The sequence below is a fragment of the Bacillus cereus group sp. BceL062 genome (assembly GCF_051780025.1).
In the GTDB taxonomy this organism is placed as follows: domain Bacteria; phylum Bacillota; class Bacilli; order Bacillales; family Bacillaceae_G; genus Bacillus_A; species Bacillus_A toyonensis.
In genome coordinates, this window is record NZ_JBPWGY010000002.1 from 27,974 (window position 1) to 52,879 (window position 24,906).

Sequence of the window (24,906 nt, forward strand, 5' to 3'; positions counted from 1 at the left end):
ACGCCTTTTCATATAGAAAAGACGTCTTATCATATTACTCTTATCTTTCAACACAACGTGTTGTAAGAATTAGCACCGTGCCCATAAATGGGTCGGTTGCCGGGCTTCGTAGGGCTCATCCCTCCACCTGCTCTTGATAAGACATCGAATATTTAACTATTTTGAATTATTCCATGATTCTGTACAGTTGTCAAATGTTTTTTGAAAATAAAAAATCCCTCAGAAAGAGGGATTTTAATGTGGTAAGAATATCAATTGATAAGCGAACAAGATTCCGAATACATACACAAGTGGGTGAACAGAACGGAATTTACCTTTTGCCACTTTCATAAGTGGGTATGAAATAAATCCAAGTGCGATACCTGTTGCGATACTTGATGTAAGTGGCATGCTTAAGATTACTAAGAATGCTGGGAATGCTTCATCAAATGAATCCCAATCGATGTGGCGAACTGAACCCATCATAAGACTACCAACGATAATTAGTGATGGTGCAGTAATAGCTGATACACCAGATACAGCGCTCACTAATGGTCCAAAGAAAGCTGCTAATGCGAATAGAACAGCTACTGTAACTGTTGTTAAACCAGTACGGCCACCAGCTGCAACACCAGCAGAAGATTCAATGTAAGCTGTTGATGGTGTTGTTCCGAACATAGAACCGATTGTTGCTGAGAATGAGTCAGATAGAAGAGCTCGTCCTGCTTTTGGAAGCTTTCCGTCTTTCATAAATCCACCTTGTTGCGCAACGCCAAGTAGTGTACCTGTTGTATCGAATAGTGTAACAAGGAAGAATGAGAATACAACGCCGTATAATCCGTAGTTAATTACATCAGATACAGCAGTAATTGGATTTGATACGATAATTCCTTCTGGTAATCCAGGCATTGATGTAACACCGTTTGAGAACGTTAATTGTCCTGTGAAGAAAGCGATAAGACCAGTTAATAGCATGCCGATAAATAGCGCACCATTTACATTTAAAGACATAAGGACAATTGTAATTCCAAGTCCAGCTAATGCTAGTAGAACTGGAGCAGAGTGAAGATCACCAAGTCCAACTAAGTTTGCATCGTTTTTTGTAACGATACCTGTTAAACGTAAACCGATAAAGGCGATAAATAGTCCGATACCAGCAGTAATTGCGTGTTTTAAGTTTTCAGGAATGGCTTCCATTAATTTTGTACGGAAAGATGTGAATGATAACAAAATTAAAATCATACCTGCTACGAATACAGCAGAGAATGCAATTGCGAAAGTCATGCCTTCATGAGCTTTTACAACAGAGTAAGAGAAGTAAGCATTTAATCCCATACCTGGTGCAATTGCGATTGGTAAGTTTGTAAAGATCGCCATAAATAATGTTCCGACAACAGCAGCGATAATTGTTGCTGTAAATGCTTGTTCAAATGGAACACCTGCATCCCCAAGGATGACAGGGTTTACGACAATGATATATGCCATTGTTAAGAAGGTAATAATACCTGCCATAATTTCAGTTTTAATAGAAGTTTTATGTTTTGAAAGGTTAAACATATAAACATCCTTTCTGTTTACGAATAATTTTCACAACAGTTATATATAATATTCGTTTTTTAACTATTTTGCAATAGTTTTGTATAAAAAGTTTACAACAATTCATATTTTGTGTCTTAAATTCGAATATTAATCGTAAAACTATGTGTGAATTGTAGCTTTTTATTGTGCACATGATAAGGAAAAGGAGCTGAAGGAAGTTATGCCACAGCAAAAAAGCTTTTTAACAATGCCAGCCCAACATCAAAATAAACAGCCTGGTATTGAATCATTAATGAATCCACTTCCGCAGTTTGAAGATCCCAATTATAAGGGAAGTGAAAAGTTAAAGGGGAAGAATGTGTTAATTACAGGGGGAGATAGCGGGATTGGACGAGCTGTTTCCATCGCTTTTGCAAAAGAGGGTGCAAATATTGCAATTGCTTATTTAGATGAGGAGGAGGATGCGAATGAGACGAAACAACGTGTTGAAAAAGAAGGTGTAAAGTGTGTATTATTACCGGGAGATTTAAGTAATGAACAACATTGTAAAGATATTGTGGAAGAGACTGTTTCGCAGTTAGGTGGTTTAAATATTGTTGTGAATAACGTCGCACAGCAATATCCGCAGCAAGGACTAGAATATATTACAGCAGAACAGCTAGAAAAAACATTCAGTATTAATATTTTTTCTTATTTTCACGTTACGAAAGCAGCACTTTCTCACTTCAAACAAGGGGATGTCATTATAAATACGGCGTCTATCGTTGCATATGAAGGAAATGAAACTTTAATTGATTATTCTGCAACGAAAGGAGCTATCGTTGCTTTTACAAGATCTCTCTCTCAATCGTTAGTGCAAAAAGGAATTCGTGTAAATGGTGTTGCGCCAGGCCCGATTTGGACACCTCTTATTCCATCGAGCTTTGATGAGAAGAAAGTGTCACAGTTTGGAAACAATGTTCCGATGCAAAGACCTGGTCAGCCATATGAATTAGCACCAGCATACGTATACTTAGCATCGGACGATTCATCTTATGTTACGGGGCAAATGATACATGTAAACGGAGGCGTTATCGTAAATGGATAGTTTTCATTTATAAGAGCAAAGTAAAGCTAATTGCATTTATTATGATGTTAGTGCTAGGGAGGATTTAGATGAAAAAAGTATTGTTTATCGTAATCCTATTTTTCTGCCTACCAGCTAGCGTTTTTGCTAATACAGATCATTTAATATTAGTTAATCTTACGACGAATCAGCTGTCTTTCTTTGAAGAAGGAAACTATACGAGAACGTTTCCGATAACGACTGGAAGAGATCGTACACCTACGCCAGAAGGTAATTTTTGTATTATAACTAAATATAAAAATAAAGAATACCATCGAAAAAAGATACGTGGTGGTGCACCAAACAACCCTCTCGGTACGAGGTGGCTTGGACTAGATAAAAAGGAATATGCGATTCACGGGACAAATCGGGAATGGACGATTGGAAGTAGGGAATCAAATGGTTGTATTCGCATGCATGACAAGGATATACAATGGTTATATGACCGAGTACAATTACAAACAAAAGTAATCATTTCTCGTTTTCATATGAGTCCGGAATATGAGGCAAATACACTTGGTTATCGTGTTGTGAGTTGGAATGGTCGTAAAGTAGAAGAAGAGCAAATAGGAATACTTACGTTAGTAGATCGCGCGGATATATATTGGCAAGAACCGAATGGGCAGTTAACAAAAGTGAAAACGGTATTGCCGAATGAAAGATATACGGTGTACTCAAAACGAAAAAATGGAATATATTATATAGGAAACAATTTGTATATTGTAGATGAAACAGGAGAAAAAATTCGTTACGAGCAAATTCCTACTTCGACTTTAAGTAATATATATAAACGGAAATACAAAGTTCCGTAATAGCTACCGTTTTATAGGCGGTAGCTTATTTCTACTTGGAGTTTAACTGCAACTATTGTATTTTGCTGAATATAATACAATACAGATAGGGGGCGGTTATATTATGAAAAGCGAATTTGCATTTAAAGTTTTCTTAGTAACGACCTGTTTATTCATTGTGTATTTGTATGCGTTTCTCGTCTTTTCCTTTTATGTTCCATATGTTGATTTAATATTGTTCTTCGGATTTATTTGGGCTTTTGTAAAAGCAAGGGAAGGAGAAAAGAGTATATATAGGCGCATTACCCTATGTGGGACGGTTGTCCTCGTTATTTTGTACTTTTTTATCATGCATGATTTTTGGAGGGGAATGTAAAAAAGCATACGATTCATCGTATGCTTTTTATGTTTAATATTTTGGTTTAAATGTATGGCAACAAGTTTCTACACTCGTTGCTACAGAGCTTTCTAACGTCTCGTTTGTTAAAACCGCGCTTGTATACGAATCATTTTCAGTTTGACCAGCTTCATCTGCATCAGGCTGAACGATGATAGCACTTGCTTGACAAAAGTTACCTTGTCCCCAAAATGAGCAATTGGAAACAGAGCATTTTACTTCTGGCATAAAACCCCCTCCTTATACATTAGTGTGAGGTTTTACGCCCATTTCATGTGTAGAAGGAGTTTCCTTTTCTCGTTATTTCTTCGTTTGCTCAAGCCATTCTTTTAATTTGTCTTTCGATTGTTCGCCGCTAATACGGCTCACTTCTTTACCATCTTTAAAATGAATGATTGTTGGTGTACCTTGAATTTTATATTCATCCCAAGGAGCATCTAATTTTTCAATATCCATAACTTTCATATCAACATTCAAGTCTTTAGCCATCGGTACTACGACAGGAGATAATTTTTGGCAATGAACGCAAGATGTTTGATAAAAGTATACTGTTTCTTCTTTTTTCTCTTTTAAATTCTTTTGGAGATCTGAAAGAGAGATTTTATTTGTGTAGTAGTCAGCACCATCTGTTTGACTACCAGTAGCATTATCAATTTTTTGGCTAGTTGAAGCATTTTTTTCTTCCATTTGTGTGACAGCGAAAATTGCTGCAAACAAGGCAATAATAATACCGCCAAATATAAGCATTTTTTTCATTCTTTCATCTCCTTATTTGTTTTTGATTACGATAAAGCTACAAACAGCGATTGTGATAAAGCCGATAAGTGCTAAAAACGGGATGGTCACAAAGCCGAACCAGTTTATGTATTCTCCCGTACAAGGTACGCGGCCGCAAGCTGCCCCAGCAGCTGAAAATGCTGCGATTTTTTGAATTGCATAGTGATATAAAGAAATACAAGCACCAATACTTGCGATTGGTAAAGAATAACTTGCAATGCGATAGTCTTTCTTTACTATAGCGATACCAAGCCATAAAACAAATGGATACATAAAAATACGCTGATACCAACAAAGGACACAAGGCTCAAATTTCATGATTTCGGAAAAGTATAGACTTCCTAATGTAGCAATAAATGAAGCTCCCCATGCAGTAAGTAAAGCATATTCTTGCTTTTTTTCTCGTCCCATATTTTATACCTCACTTATAATAGTTACATACTAAATTATAGTATGAAGTAGTAGGGAAAAGAAAGAAAAAATATGTTTATCAATAAAAGTTTTATAAGGAGAAACATTTATTGATATCAACATTTTAAAAAGCGCCATTCTCATAAAGAGAATAGCGCTATATTTTACATTTGAATTTGCTCTACTTCTTCTACATGTGACTTTTGAGATGCGTGGTCAATATATTGAAATAGGAGCTGCAATTGTTTATCAACTTCTGGTAGCTCTTTACTGTATTGATAAGCATGTAAAAAATGCTCAATACGCTTAGAAAATAATTGATCGTTCGTCTGAACCATGAGAACGAGTAATTTATCCCAATTACAGCAATACGTGTAATAGAGAGCTTTATCATAGTCGTTATATGTTTGCACTGTGTACCCTCCTTACCGAGAGTTATATATAGTGTGTGATAAGTAAGGAGAAATACACTTGAAAGAATTTGTTAAGAAAAAAAGTGAATGAAAAAAAACGAGGTATTTCCTCGTTTTTTAAGCTTTTGGCATTGGCGTAGGTGTTGGTTTGCCATAGCCTTCTTTGTATTTATTGTCAATATAGTTACGAATTTCAAGCGTTGATTTTCCTTTTTGTTTCATCGTAGCTGATTCAACTGCGATTTCTAGGCAATTGACGCAAGTCGTTGCATGGGAATCCCAAACAACTTCACCATTCTTCTTAATTTCACGAATAAAGCAATTTTTATTGTTTTTATGTCCTACACTTTCACCGCAACCGCAGTAACATGGAATCCAATCTAATAGCTCTGCATTTTGTCCAGCGACAGTGTAAATGTCTTTCATTTGTGGATCAAGCTTGTCTAGGAAGGCAGGAAGTGTGTCGACTCCCTTTGTTTTTTCTTGAATGTCAGCTTGCTGCGTGTGCGATGCATGGTCATGCTCTTCTTTTGATTCAGATGATTTTTTTTCATTTGTACTAGTAGCTCCACATCCAGCAAGAATTAAACTCAGTACTGCAAGTAAAGAAAATACATATTTCTTCATACGCTTGTCCCCTTTACACATGTATTAATCAAATTGTATCAAATATCATGGTGTGTCGGGTGAAGATTCTTTCGACTTATTTTTGAAGCGCCACCGCAATGAATGGAATAGAAATAAGACTGGGATATAAGCGTATACAATATATAAACCAGCTTGAGACAGTACTGTATTCAATGTATTGATACTTTCGCGGTTTGTGAAATACAAGGATGAAATAAATATAGTTGCGATAAAAAATGGCAGTGTAATGTTAAATGGTATGCGAAAAGATTTCTTAGTAATGCAACAAGAAGACCAAATCGTTAAACAAAGGTTAGGTAAAATAATTAGATACCATAAGAAAATAATAATGTACTCAAACCTTTGGATAAAAGGAACCTTAATTATTTTTAGCATCGTTAATGTTGGCCAAATTGTATGATGTAGTTGCCCTTGGCTATAGTACATAAGGGACACAATCGCTAATATTACGTATAGAATGGTTGTAAAAGCAATACCGCTATGTGCCCATTTATTTAACGATTTTCCTTTTTTAATAAATGGATAAAAGATAAGGATTGCTTCAAATCCAAGAAATTCTAATGCAGATGCTTTCGCTGAAGTTAAAATGTCTAAAGGTGAATGAGCGAGAATTGGGAAAATGTTACGGACATGTGCGTATTTCATTGGGAAAACTAAGAAAAGTAGTACGAAAATCGGTATTATGACACCCCAAAAACATATTCCTGTTACAGAACGAAAGCCGCCTCTAATTATGTAATAAGTTACAAGTAAAAATAGTAAAGTTAATTTCCACGGTTTAATTGTAGGAAAGACCCAAACTTGAATGACTTCAATATATGTACGAAGAACAGTAAGACAAAATAATAGAAGGTATGCGGCAAAACATACGGAAAAAAATGTTCCAATCCACTTTCCAAAACATGTCGTATGAATATTCATTAAATCATTATCTTTTTCTAACATTTTAAGCATACAAAATAAAACGATATGAGTTGCAATACCAGCGATAATAAGAGAAATCCAAGCATCATAACCGGCATATTGCGCAATAATTCTTTGGTACCCTAACACACCTACTCCAATTTGAAGGGAGTGTAATAGAAGGAATGTGAAATAAGGGGAAACAGTATGTGTTTTATCTTGTTCAGCCATTATAGCACCTCCACTATTCTCCGATACCAGATTGCACGACATTGATTTGCACATGAACAGCAACGTCTACATTAGGGTACATTTCTTGAATTTGTTTTATAGTCCATTTTCTTGAATGACTACGAATTTCTTCTCGTATACCTATTGGATCAATTTTTTTTTCTTGGAATTGTTTTATTAATTCGTTTAAATGTTTCTCAAGCGTTTTTTCTACATGTTTTTTTACGTAAGTTACATTTTCGTTCTTAGATAAATCAAGCCAGTCGGGAGCATTTTTTATGAGTCCATTTAATTTTAAGTGAATGTTAACTTTCGGAATATCACCGTTTTGCGAAAGAGAACAAACACTTTTTCCAGATAAGTTTTGAGTAGCGATCAATCCTTTATGCTTACCTTGATGTATTGGAACTTCGTAGCGACCATTTTTCGTTGGATTAATAAGTAATTTTAATAAAAAAGATTCTTTTTTATCGGTGTACATAACCACTTTATCCTTTTTTAAAAAAGCGAGTCCTTTAATGGAAGCGGACTTGTCTTCATCAACTTTAATATAAGGAAGAAATGGATCGCATCCTGATGAATAAAAGTTATATAAAAAAATATTTAAAGCTGTCCGCGGGATTGTCTCGTTTTTTATATTTTGCTCCAGTAAATCAGATAGATAAAGTGATCCATTTGTTTTAACATGTTTAAGTAATTCTTCTGCTGAACCATCTACCAGTGCTAGCTGTACATCGCGGCCAATGTTAGGGTCACGTTGTAAGTTGTTAATAACATCTCCAATTCCACGTTCACCAAATGCTTTCCCAAATAGGACAACACGCATTTGACCTATAGCGATCGTATGTGGCGATTTTGCGTTTAGAAGGGACGATATAGTTTCAATTGTACCTGCATGAGTTGATTGAGTTTCTGGTTTCGATTGTACTCCTTTTGTGTAATCGGGATATAAAATTGTCCCGCGAAATTTTTTATCTTTCATTATATCGAATCCACCTACGTGAATCATTCGCTGTGTATCAACTATATTTGTTTCTGTACAACCAGATTGAAAAATTAAAATGATAATGGAAAAGCATAATAAAATATTTTTCATTTCTCTTCACCGTCACGTTTTTCTTTCGCTTTGTTTGGGTCATAGCGCCATTTCTTTTTTGGTCTCAGAAAAGAGGCACGCCCAGCAGTTTGACTAAACGGCAAACGAAGGAGTCCTTCTGCTGTCCCTAAACCGCGGAATGGATATAAAGGTAATAAATAAGGTGATCCGAGTGATTTAAGGCGAATTAAATGAGCTAATATGAATACAAATCCGACGATGAGACCAACGCCACCAAACGCTCCAGCTAAAATGATAAGAGGAAATCGTAATATCCGGATTGTAGAAGACATTTTTACTGTCGGTGTTGTAAAAGAAGCAAGCGCAGATAATGCAACCGCAATTAATAAAATCGTACTCGTTAAAGCAGCTTCAACAGATGCTTGCCCAATTACAATTCCTCCAACAATACCAATTGTTTGGCCGACTTTAGTCGGTAAGCGTGCTCCAGCTTCACGCAGTAATTCAATTGTAATTTCTAAAAAAAGAGCTTCCAAAACAGGTGGAAATGGTACATTGGCTCTAGAATAAATAATAGGGCCAAGTAAATCTGCAGGAATCATTTGATAATGATATGTTAATACAGCTGTGTAAATAGCTGAAGAAAATAGAGAGAAAGCTGCTCCAAAAAAACGAACTAATCTAAGAAATGAGCCTGCAATCCATGGTAAATAATAATCTTCTGGCGAGACGAAGAAATCAAGTAACGTCGCTGGTCCAGCTAATGCGTAAGGTGAACCGTCTGTTAAAATAACAACGCCTCCATTCAGTAATGCGTACACCGAGCGGTCTAGCCGCTCTGTAGGTAGTAAAACAGGGAAGGGTGAGTTACTATTATCGCTAATAAACTGTTCAATCATAGTTGCATCAAAAGGAACATCAAAGTCAACGTCTTGTAAGCGCTGCATTGCAGTATTGATGTGTTGTTCATTTGTAATGCCTTCGATGTAAGCAACTATAACCTTTGTTTTTGATATAGAGCCAACTATAACTTCTTTGAAAACTAATTGCTCTGTTACTATATTTCGGCGAAGTAAGTGTGTATTTGTATCAATATTTTCAACAAATCCGACTTTTGGACCGATTACACTATATTCATTTTCGGTATCGTTATATAATCGTGTACCTAAAACTGAACTTTCAGCACGAATAAGTGCATATTCTGCTGCTTGGGAATCGTTTGTTATCTGTATGAGTACATACCCAACTAATAATTTTTCACGAATATCATCAATAGAAGGACTGGTGATGATCCCTTCGAGTGTAACGATATTTGCTATGTCACTTATATTTTCAATGCGATCTAATTCTCTTTTTATAGGTGTTAAAATGAATCGATTAATGAGGAGTGATTCAGCTGTAGATTTATAATAAAACAAACATAGTGTCCCATCTTCTACGATGTTATAAGAAACGAAATCACTAGATTCTTTCATAGTGAGGATAAACTCTGGAATGGAACAGATTGTTTTTTTCTTCTTTTTAGACGATAAACGAAACACTTTCTCACCCCTTACTACATCATTTGTTTATGTTAGTTTTTGGGAAAGACGGGAATTTATACTTCAAAGTTGAAAGTTCATAAAGAAAAGGAAGAGCAGTGAATACCTCTTCCTTTTTTGCGTGTTAATTTGTTTGCTTCTCTTTAATAGACTTCACTAATTTAATCATCTCTGCTCGTATATCTTCTCTTTTAACATTTAATTTTTCCGCGATTTGTTTAATATCCATACCGTCTTTTTTCATTTTTAGTACATCATCAAGAGGGGTATTACTTTTTTGAGAGATGATTGTTAATACCGTGAGCTGACGTAAGCCGATATTATATTCTTTCATTTTTTGTTTTAGTCCATCTGGTGTGGATTTTTGCATAGTTGCTAATTGTTGCAGTAATGCTTTTTTTGTTTCTTTATTCATATGATGCTTTTTAAGCTTACTTGGATCTACACCGAAATGTTGTGCGGTTTTCTCCCAGGATTTATTTTGCTTATAGTAAGCTAAAACGTCCTTAGTTTCTTTTTTGCTGATTCTTGCAATGTGGGCAGCTTTCCAAATTTCATGTTTATTATAGCCGAGTTTTTCGAGCGACTGCATTTCTTCTTCTGAAATAGGTTTATGATGATGCATTGCAACTTCCTTTGGCGTGGTAGCAGAAGCAGGGAAGGTAGATACCCCGCATAATAATGCGGCCATAGTCATACTTACTGCGATTTTTTTGTACATGTAAACTCCTCCTAGATGGATAATGTGGAAAACTTTACACATATCATTTCCATAAAATGTGAAAAACTTGTGAACAAGCTAAGTTTTTTTATTCACAGTAGAAAAAGAAGTTTTTTATATGTTTTCCAACATAAAACATTGATTAATAGTGAAAAACTAGGTTATAATCGAAATTGAAAATCAATATCAATAACAAACTTATACATATAGATGAAAAATAAGGGAGAGAAAAATATGACTACATATACTTCCATCGCAAATGTTATTAAAGAAAGACGATCTGTTCGTACATTTACAGATAAAGCAGTAGACAAAGAATTATTAATTGAACTATTAAACGATGCAACGTGGGCACCAAATCATAAACACCGTGAGCCATGGAATTGTAAATTATACATTGGGGACGGCCGTAAGAAATTAGTAGATGCGGTATTAAACTCTTTCACAGAAGAAGAAAGAGCGAAACGCGGTAAAATTTTATCTGATCGTTTCTTAAGCACACCTGCACAAATCGTTGTATATATGAATGAAGATCCGCGTCAAATTCAGCGTGACGAAGATTACGCTGCAACATGCGCATTTATGCAAAACTTCCAATTGCTTGCTTGGGAACGCGGCTTAGGCTGTGTTTGGAAATCAGGTGGATTAAACTATAATCCATTATTTATAGAAGGAATCGGTTTAACAAGAGGCCAACGTATCGTTGGAATTCTTCATATTGGTTATTTCGAAAAAGCGCCAGAAGGAAAAGCTCGTACACCGATTACGGAGAAGATGGAGATTATTGAAGATTAATAGATGAGACATTCTCGTTTTTACGAGGGTGTCTTTTTATTATGCAATCAATCCTCATGAAAGCTTGTTCCCCATCATACACTTTCTTAAGGGAAAGTGTAAGGAGGGAAAATAATGAGAGCAAGTGACGATAAAGCACTGCAATATGCGATTGCGGAAATTACGGAAATTGCGACTGGATTTGGGCTTGATTTTTATCCGATGCGTTATGAAATATGTCCAGCGGAAATTATTTATACATTTGGTGCATATGGGATGCCGACAAGGTTTTCACATTGGAGTTTTGGAAAACAATTTTTCAGAATGAAATTACAATACGATTTAGGACTTAGTAAAATATACGAACTCGTTATTAACTCTGATCCATGTTACGCATTTTTATTGGATACGAACTCTTTAATCCAAAACAAATTAATTGTAGCACACGTTTTAGCACACTGTGACTTCTTCAAAAATAATATTCGTTTTTCAAATACGAAGCGGGATATGGTAGAGAGCATGGCCGCAACAGCGGACCGTGTGAAAGCGTATGAGCATAAGTACGGAAAGGCAGAGGTAGAAACATTTTTAGATGCCGTACTTGCCATTCAAGAGCATATTGATCCGTCGCTTATGCGTCCGAAACTTGCATGGAGTATTGATGATTTAGAAGAGGAAGAAGTGGAAAAGAAAAAAGCATCACAATACGATGATTTATGGAATTTAGATGATCGAAATAAAAAGAGGGAACGATCGAATATACGCAAAAAGAAGAAGATTCCACCGCAACCAGAGAAAGATTTACTACTCTTTATTGAAGAATATAGCCGTGAGCTTGAAGATTGGCAGCGAGACATATTAACGATGATGCGTGAGGAAATGTTATATTTCTGGCCACAGCTTGAAACAAAGATCATGAACGAGGGCTGGGCTTCCTACTGGCATCAACGTATACTGCGTGAAATGGACTTAACATCTGATGAAGCAATCGAATTCGCAAAATTAAATGCAGGTGTCGTTCAGCCATCAAAAACAAGCATTAACCCATACTACCTCGGTATTAAAATGTTTGAAGATATTGAAGAACGCTACAACAACCCGACAGAAGAAATGAAAAGGCGTGGTGTGAAGCCTGGTTCTGGTCGAGAGAAAATGTTTGAAGTACGCGAAATTGAATGGGACGTATCATTCCTAAGAAACTACTTAAATAAAGAACTCGTAATGAGAGAAGATATGTACTTATTCCAGCGCCAAGGAAAAGAATATAAAGTAATTGATAAAGAATGGGAACATGTACGTGATCAGCTCGTAAATATGCGGACAAATGGTGGATTCCCGTACTTAGTAGTAGAAGATGGAGACTACTTAAAGAACGGAGAATTATACATTAAACATAGTTACGAAGGAATCGAGCTCGATTTAAAATACTTAGAAAAAGTATTGCCATATCTTCATCAGTTGTGGGGAAGAACGGTGCATATGGAGTCCATTGTGGAGAGTAAGGGCGTTGTGTTTTCTTATGATGGGAAGATGGTGCATCGGAAGTATGTGTGATGGAAAGAACGGACATAGCATGCTATGTCCGTTCTTTTTATTTGAAACAAGTTTAAATATGCTATTCTTGAAAAAAAAGGGAGTTATATAGAGAAATGGAGCGATTCAAATGAGCAAAGTAGGGGTATGTAAGGTAGATATTACGCCACCTTTAGGAATCGATTTTATTGGATACCATAGAGATACAGGAATTAATAATATTGAGGAGCGTATTTACGGGACAATCTTTGTATTTGAAAAAGATGAAATGAAAACTGTGTTTATAAGTATTGATAATATTGGAATGTTAGTAGAGGATACGAATTTTATTCGTGAGCAAGTAGCAAGTAGGCTTCATGTGCCATTTGAGCGAATAACGGTTGTTTATACTCATACGCATTCCGGTCCAGAAACGGTCGGTGATGATCCGCTAGTACAGTCGTATAAAACGCTTTTAGTAAATAATGTAGTGGACGGTGCTGTTACTGCGAATAACAATTTGAAGCTATGTGAAGTTGGATGGGGTGTTACGACAGGTGATATTGGAGTAAACCGAAGAGAGAGAACATCTGATGGAAAAGCGAAGATGGGAACGAATATAGAGGGTGTTGTAGATAAGCGAATTGGGATGTTAGCAATAAGAGATGTTGAAACGAAGGAGTTATCTGGAGTTGTAATATTTTGTACTGCCCATCCGAACGTTGTAAAAGGTGATAGTGATGTATTGTCAGCAGATTATCCGGGGATGACGAGAGAGCTTCTTGAGAAAATAGTAAACTGCCCAGTTATTATTGTTCAAGGTGCTGCTGGAAATGTGAATGCGAAGTATCGCGGTTCAAGGGAAGCATTAAACCAAATGGCTTACATGCTTAGTGGACATGTATTAACGATGTTGCCAACAGTTACATATAGCCCAATTGTAAATGTAAGGACAGTTTCAAGTACTATGCAAATGAAGTTGAAGGATATTCCTGAAATTGATGAGATACAAAAAACGGCCCAACTATGAGAAGCAGTGGGGTGTGAATGCGGATGAATGGCTTGCTATCGTTTTAGAGAAATATGAGCAAGGTATGCGGCGGTTAAGTACTGATTTAGAAGTGCAACTGTTTCAAGTTAATGATGGGATTTTCTCTGGCATACCGATGGAACCTTTTTCAGAAACTGCCCTAGAAATGAAAGAGATTCTTCAAAATGAATTAGCTTTCTTTGGTGGATATATGAATGGATATATTGGTTATTTACCAACGAAGGAAGAATTCTCATATGGTGGGTATGAAGTGGAATTAAGCCCTGTTGTGTATGGACCGGTTACGAATTTATTGATGCCACCGGAGGAGAATACTGCGGAGTTGGTCGTGAAGAGAGTTATGGAATTATATAACGCGTAAAAAATATATTCAGTAGAATAAAATTTAAAGAAATTAATGATTTTTAATACAGCTATAGAAAAACGAATCCATTTTGAAGAAGATGAATCAAAATGGATTCGTTTTTTATATGGAGTTTTTGTTTACCAAACAGGTCGTATGTTGGATGATAATTTTCCTGCATCTTTTGTAGTAACGAATGTTGTCAAATCTTCTTTTAGCATTTGCATTCGTTCTGTACCTATGTTTTCAATCCATCGCTGCTCTATTTCAACTACTATTTCTTCTTTTGCTTTCATTACTGCTAAACCACGTTCGGTTAAAACAATGATTTTACCCCTTTTATCAGTAGGGTGTGTTTTACGTGTAACGTAGCCACTATTCTCAAGAGAATCCACCATTTTACTTACAGCTTGTTTGGAAACCCCTAAATATTCAGCTAGTTCTATACCTGTTGCCCCATTAGGGAGGATGCGTTTGAACATAAAACCATGTGCTGGCCTAATATCTTCAAATCCTAATTCACTTAATTTGTCATGTAGCTCAGTAATTAATGTGCTACATGATAATGATAAAAGCGATGTAAGATCTAACTCGTTAAATGTTTGATCCATATATATAACCTCCGCACTTGTAGTCAATTAAGTTGACTATATGTAATGCTTATTGTACTATACATAATATAGTCAATCAAATTGACTATATTATGTTGGTAGAACAAATAATGATTTATATAATATAGAATCGATGGAGGTTTCACATGGTTAATATCGTTAAAATTAGAGGGAGTGTATTTGCACCGTATGCTTCGCTGAAACCTATTCAGGATCCTGCAACGGGAAGAGTTTTTGAATATGCTGGAGATGCACGTGAGTTTACACCATACGCTGTGAATACAAAGCGTTCAAGATTAGAACAAGAAGTGAATATTGATTTTTATAAAAGAGAAATTTTCACATATGCAGATGCTTGTATCGTCACTGTGAAAATTACAAATCCAGATGGCTCAATTGAGTATCAAAAAGGAGAAACAAGTACAGAAAACATTGTATGTACAAATATTGTATGGAGTGAAGATGAAGTTTCGTTTGAAATGAGAGCAAGTGCAAGCAATCCGTTAAACGCGGCAGCACCAGCAGCAGATTAATACGGGTTAATGAACGTGGCGCTGTGCACGTTGAAGGTTTACATGATGGTTTCCCTTGCTATGAATTTTATAAACAAATAGACTTTGGTTCATTTGAATTCATATATACACATGACTTCAGAGAAACGGATGATACCCCAGCAGCACTAGCTGGAGAAATGGAATATAGTTTTAAAACGACAATCTAAATATAAATATAGCGCTATTTTTCAGAAGGAAGTAGAAAACGTAAAAGAGAAATCTATTGATTATGAAGCGATATTGTGGTCTGTTTTACTCGATATTATGCAGTATCTAAAATAAAATTATAGAGGTGTATCTTATGATTCATATCGTAAAAATTAGAGCGAGTGTATTTATTCCAATGTCTTGGACGGAAGCTAAGAAGGATATGGAAACAGGAAAAGTAATCCAATTTGAAGGTGATTCACGTGAATTTACACCACATACGGTAAATACTATGCGCTCTAGAGTTGAGCAAGAGGTTGTAGTGGATTTTTATAAAGAAGAAGTGTTTTCATATGCAAATACGGGTATTACGACAGAGAAGGTTACAAATCCAGATGGTTCTGTGAGTAAAAGAACAGGGAAAGCAAGTACAGAAAATATTGTGTGCACTGATATCACATGGAATTCTGAAGGTGTGCAATTCAAAATGAGTGCGAGTGCAAGTAATCCATTAAATGTATATGCACCTCCTGTGGATTATGTATTAAATGTATGTGTGAAACAGGATGGTAGTATTGATATTCAAGGAGAGCATGATGGATTCCCTTGTTTTGAATTTTATAAGCAAGTAGATTTCGGTTCATTTGAAAAAATATATACACATGATTTTAGAGAAACTGGTGATACAGCTGCAGCGTTAGGTGGCGATATGGATTATAATTTTGCAAAGAGATTATAAGAATTATAACAATGGAACGATAGGTTATTTCATTCGTAAATGAAATTCAGCCGCCAAAAATAAGTCAGAACTCATACTATGCTGCCTTTAGGCATTGATTTAATCATATAGAAAGGAACTTGGAGATATCTAGGTTCTTTTTTATTTGTTTCGAATTTGTGAAAGAAAGATATATGTATTGAAATTAAATTTTTTATATTTTATCATATACCCATACAGGTATAGGTTTTATGTGTGATGGATGAGGAAATTGAATAATAAATAATATGGAGGTTTGAAATATGTCTAGAAAAATTGTAGTAGTAGGCGGAGTTGCGGGCGGGGCATCAGTAGCTGCAAGGTTTCGTCGTTTAAGTGAAGAAGATGAAATTATTATGGTGGAGCGCGGTGAATATATTTCATTTGCAAATTGTGGATTACCGTACTATATTGGCGGTGTCATTACAGAAAGACAAAAATTATTAGTACAAACTGTTGAAAAGATGTCAAAGCGTTTTAATTTAGATATACGTGTATTGAGTGAAGTGGTAAAGATTAATAAAGAAGAGAAAACAATTACTATAAAGAATGTAACTACAAATGAAACATATAACGAGGAATATGATGTGTTAATCCTTTCACCAGGGGCGAAACCAATTGTTCCACCTATTCCGGGTATTGAAGAAGCGAAGGCGCTGTTTACGTTACGAAATGTACCTGATACAGATCGTATAAAAGCGTATATTGATGAGAAGAAACCACGTCATGCGACGGTTATTGGTGGCGGATTTATTGGCGTTGAAATGGTTGAAAACTTAAGAGAACGAGGGATTGATGTTACTCTTGTAGAGACGGCAAATCAAGTGATGCCACCGATTGATTATGAAATGGCAGCATATGTACATGAGCTTATGAAAAATCACAATGTTGAGCTTGTTTTTGAAGATGGTGTAGATGCTTTAGAAGAGGGCGGGACTGTTGTACGTTTAAAAAGTGGTTCAATCATAAAGACAGATATGATTATTTTAGCAATTGGTGTGCAACCAGAGAGTAGTTTAGCAAAGGATGCAGAATTAGAACTAGGAGTTAGAGGAACGATAAAGGTAAATGAGAAATTCCAAACATCGGACCGCCATATATATGCAATTGGTGATGCAATTGAAGTGAAAGATTTTGTTACAGAAACAGAAACGATGATTCCTTTAGCGTGGCCAGCTAATCGTCAAGGTCGCATGTTAGCAGATATTATTCATGGTCATACGGATTCTTTATATAAAGGTACGATGGGAACTTCTGTAGCTAAAGTTTTTGATTTAACAGTTGCTTCGACTGGAGTAAATGAGAAAATATTAAAACGATTAAATATACCCTATGAGGTAGTACATGTACAGGCAAATTCTCATGCAGGGTACTATCCGAATGCTACGCCAGTGCTAATAAAATTAATCTTTAATGAAGAAAGCGGAAAAATTTATGGAGCACAGGCTTTAGGGCGTGATGGAGTAGATAAGCGTATAGATGTTATTGCAACGGCAATGAAGGCAAATTTAACTGTAATCGATTTACCAGATTTAGAATTATCATATGCTCCGCCCTATTCTTCTGCAAAAGACCCAGTAAACATGGTGGGGTATGCGGCAAGTAATATAGTAGATGGTTTTGTAGAAACGATTCAATGGTATGAAATAGATCGTATTGTTGAAAATGGTGGATATCTTATTGATGTTCGAGAGCCAAATGAACTAAAACAGGGAATGATTAAAGGCTCTATTAATATTCCGTTAGATGAATTACGAGATCGTTTGGACGAAGTTCCGGTAGATAAAGATATATATATTACTTGTCAACTTGGTATGAGAGGGTATGTTGCAGCGCGCATGTTAATGGAAAAAGGATATAAGGTAAAGAATGTAGATGGTGGCTTTAAATTATACGGGACAGTATTACCAGACCGTATTGTATATTGAAATTTATCTTAATAGTTACAGGCAGTGAGTTTCCCATTTTAAAAATTGGTGGGAGATTGCTGCTCGTGAAATTCAGTTTTGTATAGGCTACAAAAAATAAGGATAGAAGTCTCACTTTATGTCTTTTTTCACATGTAGGTTAAAAATTTTAAATTAAGGGGTTTACAATATACCCTGCAGGGTATATTATATTGTTATAAGATATAAGTAGTGACATAATGGTAATGAGGTGATTATAGAATGGAATACAATCAAGATATGAAAAATAGATTAAAACGTATTGAAGGCCAAGTGCGCGGTGTGCTTCGTATGATGGAAGAAGGAAAAGATTGCCGAGAGGTTATTACACAGTTAACGGCATCTCGTTCTGCATTAGATCGTACAATTGGATTAGTTGTTGGAACAAATTTAGAGCAATGTTTGCGTGAACAGTTTGAAAGTGGCAATGGTTCAAATGAAGAGTTAATTAAAGAAGCCGTTCAATTACTTGTAAAAAGCCGATAATCTGTCAAACATAAGTGTTGACAGATTTTCAAAAACGTTTTAATATACCCCTACAGGTATAAGTATATGAAATATGGAGGAATCGATAATGAGTATAAAAGTGGATATGAGTTTAGATTGTAAAGGTTTGGCTTGTCCGATGCCTATAGTAAAGACGAAGAAGGCGATGGAAGGATTGGCATCAGGGCAAGTGATTGAAATTGAGGCAACAGATAAAGGATCTACGGTAGATATACAAAGTTGGGCGAATAAAATAGGGCATCAATATATCGGGACGAAACACGAGGGTGCTATATTGATGCATTATGTGAGGAAAGCGCATGAACATGAAGTGAATGAAGTTGTGAAATATCCTCATACAATTACGAATGCGGAATTACAGGATATATTATCTCACGGAGAAGAGTGCATTGTATTAGATGTTCGCGAAGCAGCAGAATTTGCTTTTGGTCATATTCCATCTGCTATTTCGGTGCCACTAGGTGAACTAGACAGTACATCGTTAGATCAGACGAAGCAAATTTATGTTGTTTGCCGAACTGGTAACCGCAGTGATGTAGCTTGCCAAATGTTGAAAGAGAAAGGTTTTTCAAATGTGAAAAATGTCATTCCTGGTATGTTAGGGTGGCAAGGGAATATAGAGAAGTAAATTTTTTTGAACGAAAATATACCTATGGGGGTAATAAAATGAATGTTAAACCGTTACAAGCAAAAGATGTCGCAGAGAAAGTTTTATTCGGAGAGTTGTTTATTTTAGATGTTCGTAATGAGACGGATTATGAAGATTGGAAAATTGAAGGGAAACAAGTTTCTTCTATTAATAAACCTTATTTTGACTTGTTAGATGGTGTAGACCATATTGTAGATGAATTACCGAGAGAGAAAGAGATTTTAGTCGTATGTGCAAAAGAAGGTTCTTCGCAGTTTGTCGCGGAGCAATTGTTGGATGCTGGCTTCAACGATGTTTCCTATTTAGCTGGTGGGATGAAAGCTTGGAGTGAATATGTAAAGCCGCTCAAAGTAGGAGATGTAAAGGGCGGAGGGAGTATATATCAATTTAATCGTCTTGGAAAAGGCTGTTTATCTTATATGGTCGTTTCTAACGGTGAAGCAGCAGTTATTGATGCAGTAAGAACGATTGAATCATATGAGGAGTTTGCGAAAGAGCATGGAGTTACTATTACGAATGTAATGGATACACATTTACATGCAGACCATATTTCTGGCGGTCGTAAGTTAGCTGAAAAAGTAGGTGGTACGTATTGGTTACCTCCAAAAGATGCGGAGGAAGTCGTTTTCTTATACGAACCACTTGTAGAAGGATCTGTTATTACGGTAGGGGGTACCAAAATCGAAATGGATGCGCTATACTCACCGGGGCATACGATTGGGAGTACATCATTTATTGTAGATAATTCCTATTTATTATCGGGCGATATTTTATTTGTAGATTCAATCGGGCGTCCAGATCTTGCTGGTAAGGCTGAAGATTGGGTGAGCGATTTACGAAATACATTATATAAGCGCTATAAGGAATTATCTCAAGAGTTAATTGTTTTACCAGCTCATTATTCAAAAATAAGTGAAATGGATGAAAATGGGGTTGTGAGTGCTAATTTAAAACAATTGTTTGAAGTGAATGCAGGGTTAAATATGAAAGATGAGAATGAATTTCGCAAAATTGTAACGGAGAATCTACCACCTCAGCCGAATGCTTATCAAGAAATTCGTCAAACGAATATGGGGAAAATTCATCCGAGTGTGGAAGAAGAACGTGAAATGGAGATTGGTCCAAACCGCTGTGCAGTTCATAATTAATAACAAATTGGAGGAATAGATGATGAATATAAAACAAGTTTTAGATGCGAAAGATTTAGCATGTCCAATGCCAATTGTAAGAACGAAAAGAGCGATGGATACTTTACAATCGGGCGAAGTGTTAGAAGTACATGTAACGGATAAAGGGTCAATTAAGGATATTCCAGCGTGGGCAAACAAAACTGGTCATGACATCGTAAAGCATGCAGAAGAAAGCGATGTACTAAAGTTTTGGATTAAGAAGGCGTAGTAAAGAAATAATTTTATAAATGTAGAGGGGGAGTTATATGAACACAATAGTAAGTACGCTTTTCGTTGTATTGGCTGCATGATTTGTTATTTCACGGTTCTTACCGGTGAAAGGTGTTCAAAATATAAATGGAAAAGAATTGAAAAGTATAGTGGGAAAACAGGGGAAGTACTTTATCGATGTTCGTACAGTAGGCGAATATAGAGGGAACCATATGAAGGGCTTTCAGAATATCCCGCTAAATGAGTTAGTTAGTAAGGCAAATCAATTAAATAAGAATAAGGAAGTAATCGTTATTTGTCAGAGCGGGATGAGAAGTAAGCAAGCAGCAAAAGTATTAAAGAAATTAGGATTTCAGCGCATTATAAATGTTTCAGGTGGTATGAACGCTTTGTAAGGAAAGGAATATTAAGATGAAAGAAATTACAGCGAGAGAAGTAGAGGAAAGATTGTTACGAAATGAAGAGATACATGTAATTGATGTTCGTGAAGTGGAAGAAGTGAGGGAAGGGAAAATTCCAGGCGTGCTTCATATTAGGTTAGGCTTACTAGAGTTTCGAATGCATGAGCTTGATAAAAATAATGAATACATTATCGTTTGTCGCTCGGGAGGAAGAAGTGCAAGAGCAGTTCAATTTTTAGAAGGTTACGGTTTTCAAGTGATCAATATGGTAGGTGGTATGTTAGCTTGGGAAGGTAAAGTCATATAGCATAGAGATAAAAGATTTGAGCCTTTTTATAAACAATTAAATACCCCTATAGGTAATTTAGAGGAGGAACAAAATGGAACAACAGAAGAAAACGACAATCGTGTTATTTAGCGGAGATTATGATAAAGCGATGGCTGCCTATATTATTGCAAATGGTGCAGCGGCTTATGATCAAGAAGTGACTATATTTCATACTTTTTGGGGGTTGAATGCTCTTAGAAAAGATGAGCATGTGAAAGTAAAGAAGACTTTTATAGAGAAAGTATTTGGGAAGATGATGCCGCGTGGTGCCGATAAGATGGGATTATCCAAAATGAATTTTGCTGGCATGGGGCCGAAGATGATTAAAGGCATTATGAAAAAACATAACGCAATGCCTTTGCCGGATTTAATTGATTTGGCGAAAGAACAAGGAATTAAACTTGTAGCTTGTCAAATGACAGTAGATTTATTAGGGTTAAAAGAGGAAGAGATTATGGAAGGGGTAGAGTTTGCTGGGGTAGGAGCATATTTAGCAGATGCTTCGGATGGGAATGTAAACTTATTCATTTAAATCACCTTCTTTTAAGAAGGCGGGGGATGTAAGGTGAGCTTAGTCGTATTACTTTTTATAATTGGGTTTATAGGATCGTTTATATCAGGAATGGTTGGGATTGGCGGCGCGATTATTAATTATCCGATGATCTTATACATTCCAGTATTGCTAGGGTTTACTGGTTATACTGCACATGAGGTGAGCGGTATTACAGCGGTACAAGTATTCTTTGCAACTTTTGCAGGTGCGTGGGCATACCGAAAAAGTAATGACATGAATAAAACGTTAGTTATGTATATGGGAGCTAGTATATTAATAGGAAGCTTCATAGGGAGTTTCGGTGCTAACATATTAGAGGAACATACAGTGAATGTTGTTTATGCAGCATTAGCTACAATTGCAGCTATTATGATGTTTGTACCGAAACAAAATAATAGTGGAGACGTGAAGTATAATAAATGGTTAGCGAGCTTGTTAGCGTTCGTTGTAGGGGGAGCTTCAGGCATTATAGGAGCTGGAGGTTCGTTCCTTTTAGTTCCCATTATGCTAGTTATTTTAAAATTACCACTGCGCATGACGATCGCAACATCTATCGCTATTACGTTTATTTCCTCAATAGGGATTACTACAGGAAAAGTGATTACTGGGCAAGTAGTTATCATTCCAGCTCTAATTATTGCGCTTGCAAGTATATTTGCTGCGCCACTTGGAGCACGAGTCGGGAAGAGGCTAAATCAAAAAGTACTGCAATATGTATTGTCCACTTTAATTGTAGGAACTGCTGTTAAAATGTGGGTTGATATGATATCGAAGTAAAAGGATGGTGCTGCTTGCAGCCCATCCTTTTGTTTATCCCGCTAATTGTGGGTAGTAAAACGTCACTGAGTATAGTTTTACTTTATGCCCAAATAACTTTCATTAAGTTTTTATATTCGTCGTTCGCTAATTTATACAGCATTCTCGTATGCTCAAAAACAAGTGCCGGATTAAAGTTTGGTTCTGAGAATGCAAGAGATGTTGAAATATCAATTGCATTTTGCTTATTTAGTGTGAATTTTGCAAATCGGTAAGATGTGTTTAATTCATTGATGACATGTAAAATGTCATTTGTTGATGTTTCGTCAGGTACGTGAGCAACATTGAAGCAGTATATATCCACAGTCGGATTTTCATTTTCGAAAGCAGCGATAAGTTGAATTTTTGCGCCAGCTTCTGTTTCTAATCCTACTGAAAAATGCACCGAACCATCATTTTCATCTATATTTTCTTCCATGTATATATCGTTGGATTTTAAGTAGTCTTTAAAATCTGAAATGTTATGTTTTACTGCAGCTTTCATATGTATGAGCCCCCTGGTAATTGGAATAGATTACTATTATTTATTATAATTTAAAAATATTAAAAAAGATAGTTGGAAAGTTCTGATTTTTTATGTTTGAAAAAAGAAGCCGCACTCTACCTCCATAGAGTACGGTTTCTTTTTATTCATTGTTATTATCATTATGGTTGTTGTTACTTGACTCACGTTTGTTTGTATTTTCAGAGTCAGTGTCTTTTATTCTCTCAGAGTTAGTGTCTTTTGTTCTCTCAGAGTTAGTGTCTTTTGTTTTCTCAGAGTCAGTGTCTTTTGTTCTCTCAGAGTTAGTGTCTTTCGTTTTCTCTGAATCTGTTTTTTTCGAATCAAAGTCAGTTTTTGTATAGGCAGGTAATCCAAGGTGAGTACGAAGTTCGTTCGTAACATTTGCTAGTGCTTTTTTATCTGGATTGTAGTAATATGTTCGACCGCCACCAGCAGATTTGCTACATGTGTCATCACCTTTTTCCATATAGCAGTCATCACCTTGAATTTGTAATTTTTCAACTGAAGAATCTGCGCCATATTTATAGAATGAAAGCATATCATCGAATGTTAAGTTTGTAACGAATTGTCCGTTAATATCATCAATGATGTTGCCAACTTTTGTTACAGATCCAACGTTTGTTATTTTCTTTAAAATAGCTTCAATAACGAGTTGTTGACGTTGCCCACGCATTGCATCACTATCGATGTGTCGCGTTCTAGCAAGAGCAAGAGCCTCTTCGCCATTTAACTTTTGGACACCTTTTTTCAGGTGAATTGCATCGGCATTATCATTACTATCTTGTTCTGAAAATTCAACAGGTACATCGACTTCAATGCCGCCTAAATCATCGACAATTTTTATAAATGATTTAAAGTTAAATTTTACAAAGTAATCGACAGGAACATTCATTAATTTTTCAACTGCATCGATACTTGCTTGTGGTCCACCCTTTTTACCGTTTTTAGCAGAACCGAATGCATGAGCGTGTGTAATTTTATCTTTTTTCTTTTCTACTGGAATGTAAGTATATGTGTCACGTGGAATACTTAATAGTTTAACAGTTTTGCTGTCTTTATTAAAAGTTGCAAGCAACAGCGCATCTGTTCTTATAGCTTCACCATATTCTTTTCCTCGGACATCGCTTTCATCAACACCCATTATTAAGACAGAGACATTGTTCGTAATAGGTTTTACAGCTTTATCACGTAAATCAGATTTATCACCGCGTGCTAAATCGTGTGCGGCATTTCGAACAGCAGAAGATGCTTTATTTACTAAAAACCACGTATAACCGCCTCCTACTATTAAAAAGAATAGAATGACGCTTATAATAATTTTTGTTTTTTTCTTACTTTTTTTCGGTTTATTGCGTGTATTTTCTTGCAAAGATGGGTTTTGCTCCATTTCTTGTACTCCTTCATTTGGATTGAAATACGACACTCACATCCACTTATTATAATGAAATTTGACGAAAAAAAACATTACAAATCATTTACATTTCGTAAAAATTCAATTTATTTATAAAAAGTCAGATTTTCTATATGTTATTTTTCAGA

Annotated in this window: 28 protein-coding genes, 2 pseudogenes and 1 riboswitch; of the genes and pseudogenes, 17 read left to right on the forward strand and 13 right to left on the reverse strand. The window is 35.9% G+C overall.

Annotated elements, in window-relative coordinates:
- Nucleotides 1–37 precede the first annotated feature (37 nt).
- Nucleotides 38–143: riboswitch (SAM riboswitch) on the reverse strand.
- Nucleotides 144–234: 91 nt separating this feature from the next.
- Entirely contained in the window at nt 235–1,536 is a 1,302-nt protein-coding gene (locus ACS2MN_RS05285) for an NCS2 family permease (protein WP_000482720.1), read from the reverse strand.
- A 202-nt stretch (nt 1,537–1,738) separates the two neighbouring features.
- Here ACS2MN_RS05285 and ACS2MN_RS05290 point away from each other — a divergent pair, with 202 nt between their 5' ends.
- The 3 genes from ACS2MN_RS05290 to ACS2MN_RS05300 all read left to right on the forward strand — a co-directional run bounded on the left by ACS2MN_RS05290 (nt 1,739) and on the right by ACS2MN_RS05300 (nt 3,790).
- Nucleotides 1,739–2,605 carry an SDR family oxidoreductase gene (locus tag ACS2MN_RS05290; RefSeq protein ID WP_346994897.1) on the forward strand — a complete coding sequence of 289 codons (867 nt, stop codon included), beginning with the start codon at nt 1,739–1,741 and terminating at the stop codon, nt 2,603–2,605.
- Between the two features lie 68 nt (nt 2,606–2,673).
- Nucleotides 2,674–3,435 (forward strand): L,D-transpeptidase, encoded by a 762-nt coding sequence (locus tag ACS2MN_RS05295; RefSeq protein WP_087950899.1) that lies wholly within the window; start codon nt 2,674–2,676, stop codon nt 3,433–3,435.
- Between the two features lie 103 nt (nt 3,436–3,538).
- The gene (locus ACS2MN_RS05300) at nt 3,539–3,790 is read left to right on the forward strand and encodes a hypothetical protein (protein ID WP_000834196.1); all 252 of its coding nucleotides are present in this window, start codon (nt 3,539–3,541) and stop codon (nt 3,788–3,790) included.
- A 33-nt stretch (nt 3,791–3,823) separates the two neighbouring features.
- Here ACS2MN_RS05300 and ACS2MN_RS05305 read toward each other — a convergent pair whose 3' ends face one another.
- The 9 genes from ACS2MN_RS05305 to ACS2MN_RS05345 form a co-directional block, all read right to left on the reverse strand.
- Nucleotides 3,824–4,039, reverse strand: coding sequence for a DUF1540 domain-containing protein (locus ACS2MN_RS05305; protein WP_001115393.1), 216 nt, complete (start codon nt 4,037–4,039; stop codon nt 3,824–3,826).
- Nucleotides 4,040–4,111: 72 nt separating this feature from the next.
- Nucleotides 4,112–4,567: a thioredoxin family protein gene (locus ACS2MN_RS05310; RefSeq protein WP_000738433.1), complete on the reverse strand. Its 456-nt coding sequence runs from the start codon at nt 4,565–4,567 to the stop codon at nt 4,112–4,114.
- Between the two features lie 12 nt (nt 4,568–4,579).
- Nucleotides 4,580–4,999 (reverse strand): disulfide formation protein C, encoded by a 420-nt coding sequence (locus ACS2MN_RS05315; protein ID WP_000532260.1) that lies wholly within the window; start codon nt 4,997–4,999, stop codon nt 4,580–4,582.
- A gap of 164 nt (nt 5,000–5,163) precedes the next feature.
- Entirely contained in the window at nt 5,164–5,412 is a 249-nt protein-coding gene (locus tag ACS2MN_RS05320; protein WP_001195459.1) for a YhdB family protein, read from the reverse strand.
- A gap of 117 nt (nt 5,413–5,529) precedes the next feature.
- Nucleotides 5,530–6,039 carry a PCYCGC domain-containing protein gene (locus tag ACS2MN_RS05325; RefSeq protein WP_000761016.1) on the reverse strand — a complete coding sequence of 170 codons (510 nt, stop codon included), beginning with the start codon at nt 6,037–6,039 and terminating at the stop codon, nt 5,530–5,532.
- Nucleotides 6,040–6,084: 45 nt separating this feature from the next.
- The gene (locus ACS2MN_RS05330; RefSeq protein WP_000840374.1) at nt 6,085–7,194 is read right to left on the reverse strand and encodes a GerAB/ArcD/ProY family transporter; all 1,110 of its coding nucleotides are present in this window, start codon (nt 7,192–7,194) and stop codon (nt 6,085–6,087) included.
- A 13-nt stretch (nt 7,195–7,207) separates the two neighbouring features.
- Nucleotides 7,208–8,290 carry a spore germination protein GerYC gene (locus tag ACS2MN_RS05335; RefSeq protein ID WP_346994898.1) on the reverse strand — a complete coding sequence of 361 codons (1,083 nt, stop codon included), beginning with the start codon at nt 8,288–8,290 and terminating at the stop codon, nt 7,208–7,210.
- Nucleotides 8,287–9,792 (reverse strand): spore germination protein, encoded by a 1,506-nt coding sequence (locus tag ACS2MN_RS05340; RefSeq protein ID WP_000489316.1) that lies wholly within the window; start codon nt 9,790–9,792, stop codon nt 8,287–8,289. Before ACS2MN_RS05340 ends, ACS2MN_RS05335 begins: the two co-directional genes overlap by 4 nt.
- A gap of 124 nt (nt 9,793–9,916) precedes the next feature.
- Nucleotides 9,917–10,513 (reverse strand): hypothetical protein, encoded by a 597-nt coding sequence (locus ACS2MN_RS05345; protein ID WP_000276987.1) that lies wholly within the window; start codon nt 10,511–10,513, stop codon nt 9,917–9,919.
- A 234-nt stretch (nt 10,514–10,747) separates the two neighbouring features.
- Here ACS2MN_RS05345 and ACS2MN_RS05350 point away from each other — a divergent pair, with 234 nt between their 5' ends.
- The 3 genes and pseudogenes from ACS2MN_RS05350 to ACS2MN_RS05360 all read left to right on the forward strand — a co-directional run bounded on the left by ACS2MN_RS05350 (nt 10,748) and on the right by ACS2MN_RS05360 (nt 14,211).
- Nucleotides 10,748–11,308, forward strand: coding sequence for a nitroreductase family protein (locus ACS2MN_RS05350; RefSeq protein ID WP_002093832.1), 561 nt, complete (start codon nt 10,748–10,750; stop codon nt 11,306–11,308).
- Between the two features lie 114 nt (nt 11,309–11,422).
- On the forward strand, nt 11,423–12,841 hold the full coding sequence (spoVR, locus tag ACS2MN_RS05355) for a stage V sporulation protein SpoVR (RefSeq protein ID WP_001202697.1): 1,419 nt from the start codon (nt 11,423–11,425) through the stop codon (nt 12,839–12,841).
- A 109-nt stretch (nt 12,842–12,950) separates the two neighbouring features.
- Nucleotides 12,951–14,211, forward strand: a pseudogene (locus ACS2MN_RS05360) (neutral/alkaline non-lysosomal ceramidase N-terminal domain-containing protein).
- A 122-nt stretch (nt 14,212–14,333) separates the two neighbouring features.
- On the opposite strand, the gene ACS2MN_RS05365 reads toward ACS2MN_RS05360, so the two are convergent.
- The gene (locus tag ACS2MN_RS05365; protein ID WP_000372887.1) at nt 14,334–14,804 is read right to left on the reverse strand and encodes a MarR family winged helix-turn-helix transcriptional regulator; all 471 of its coding nucleotides are present in this window, start codon (nt 14,802–14,804) and stop codon (nt 14,334–14,336) included.
- 146 nt (nt 14,805–14,950) lie between these two features.
- On the opposite strand from ACS2MN_RS05365, the pseudogene ACS2MN_RS05370 reads away from it, so the two are divergent.
- The 11 genes and pseudogenes from ACS2MN_RS05370 (at nt 14,951) to ACS2MN_RS05420 (ending at nt 22,823) form a co-directional block, all read left to right on the forward strand.
- Nucleotides 14,951–15,525 (forward strand): annotated as a pseudogene (locus ACS2MN_RS05370) (DUF3238 domain-containing protein).
- A 134-nt stretch (nt 15,526–15,659) separates the two neighbouring features.
- Entirely contained in the window at nt 15,660–16,244 is a 585-nt protein-coding gene (locus ACS2MN_RS05375) for a DUF3238 domain-containing protein (RefSeq protein ID WP_087950904.1), read from the forward strand.
- Nucleotides 16,245–16,525: 281 nt separating this feature from the next.
- Nucleotides 16,526–18,190 (forward strand): CoA-disulfide reductase, encoded by a 1,665-nt coding sequence (gene cdr / locus ACS2MN_RS05380; RefSeq protein WP_346994899.1) that lies wholly within the window; start codon nt 16,526–16,528, stop codon nt 18,188–18,190.
- Between the two features lie 240 nt (nt 18,191–18,430).
- Nucleotides 18,431–18,694: a metal-sensitive transcriptional regulator gene (locus ACS2MN_RS05385; protein WP_000456206.1), complete on the forward strand. Its 264-nt coding sequence runs from the start codon at nt 18,431–18,433 to the stop codon at nt 18,692–18,694.
- Nucleotides 18,695–18,767: 73 nt separating this feature from the next.
- Nucleotides 18,768–19,343 (forward strand): sulfurtransferase TusA family protein, encoded by a 576-nt coding sequence (locus ACS2MN_RS05390; RefSeq protein WP_015000162.1) that lies wholly within the window; start codon nt 18,768–18,770, stop codon nt 19,341–19,343.
- A gap of 38 nt (nt 19,344–19,381) precedes the next feature.
- A complete protein-coding gene (locus ACS2MN_RS05395) occupies nt 19,382–20,512 on the forward strand; it encodes an MBL fold metallo-hydrolase (RefSeq protein ID WP_346994901.1) in 1,131 nt (376 codons plus the stop codon).
- 19 nt (nt 20,513–20,531) lie between these two features.
- A complete protein-coding gene (locus tag ACS2MN_RS05400) occupies nt 20,532–20,762 on the forward strand; it encodes a sulfurtransferase TusA family protein (protein WP_002038023.1) in 231 nt (76 codons plus the stop codon).
- 88 nt (nt 20,763–20,850) lie between these two features.
- Nucleotides 20,851–21,159, forward strand: a complete 309-nt coding sequence (locus tag ACS2MN_RS05405; RefSeq protein ID WP_438894679.1) for a rhodanese-like domain-containing protein — start codon at nt 20,851–20,853, stop codon at nt 21,157–21,159.
- A gap of 16 nt (nt 21,160–21,175) precedes the next feature.
- Nucleotides 21,176–21,472 carry a rhodanese-like domain-containing protein gene (locus ACS2MN_RS05410; RefSeq protein WP_000659152.1) on the forward strand — a complete coding sequence of 99 codons (297 nt, stop codon included), beginning with the start codon at nt 21,176–21,178 and terminating at the stop codon, nt 21,470–21,472.
- A 73-nt stretch (nt 21,473–21,545) separates the two neighbouring features.
- Nucleotides 21,546–22,025 carry a DsrE/DsrF/DrsH-like family protein gene (locus tag ACS2MN_RS05415; RefSeq protein ID WP_000437728.1) on the forward strand — a complete coding sequence of 160 codons (480 nt, stop codon included), beginning with the start codon at nt 21,546–21,548 and terminating at the stop codon, nt 22,023–22,025.
- A gap of 33 nt (nt 22,026–22,058) precedes the next feature.
- Nucleotides 22,059–22,823 (forward strand): sulfite exporter TauE/SafE family protein, encoded by a 765-nt coding sequence (locus ACS2MN_RS05420; protein ID WP_346994902.1) that lies wholly within the window; start codon nt 22,059–22,061, stop codon nt 22,821–22,823.
- A gap of 82 nt (nt 22,824–22,905) precedes the next feature.
- Here the strand turns inward: ACS2MN_RS05420 and ACS2MN_RS05425 are convergent, their stop codons facing one another.
- The gene (locus ACS2MN_RS05425) at nt 22,906–23,346 is read right to left on the reverse strand and encodes a hypothetical protein (RefSeq protein ID WP_000642358.1); all 441 of its coding nucleotides are present in this window, start codon (nt 23,344–23,346) and stop codon (nt 22,906–22,908) included.
- A gap of 142 nt (nt 23,347–23,488) precedes the next feature.
- Complete coding sequence (locus ACS2MN_RS05430) at nt 23,489–24,754, reverse strand: LCP family protein (protein ID WP_438894668.1); 1,266 nt, start codon at nt 24,752–24,754, stop codon at nt 23,489–23,491.
- Nucleotides 24,755–24,906: the final 152 nt, after the last annotated feature.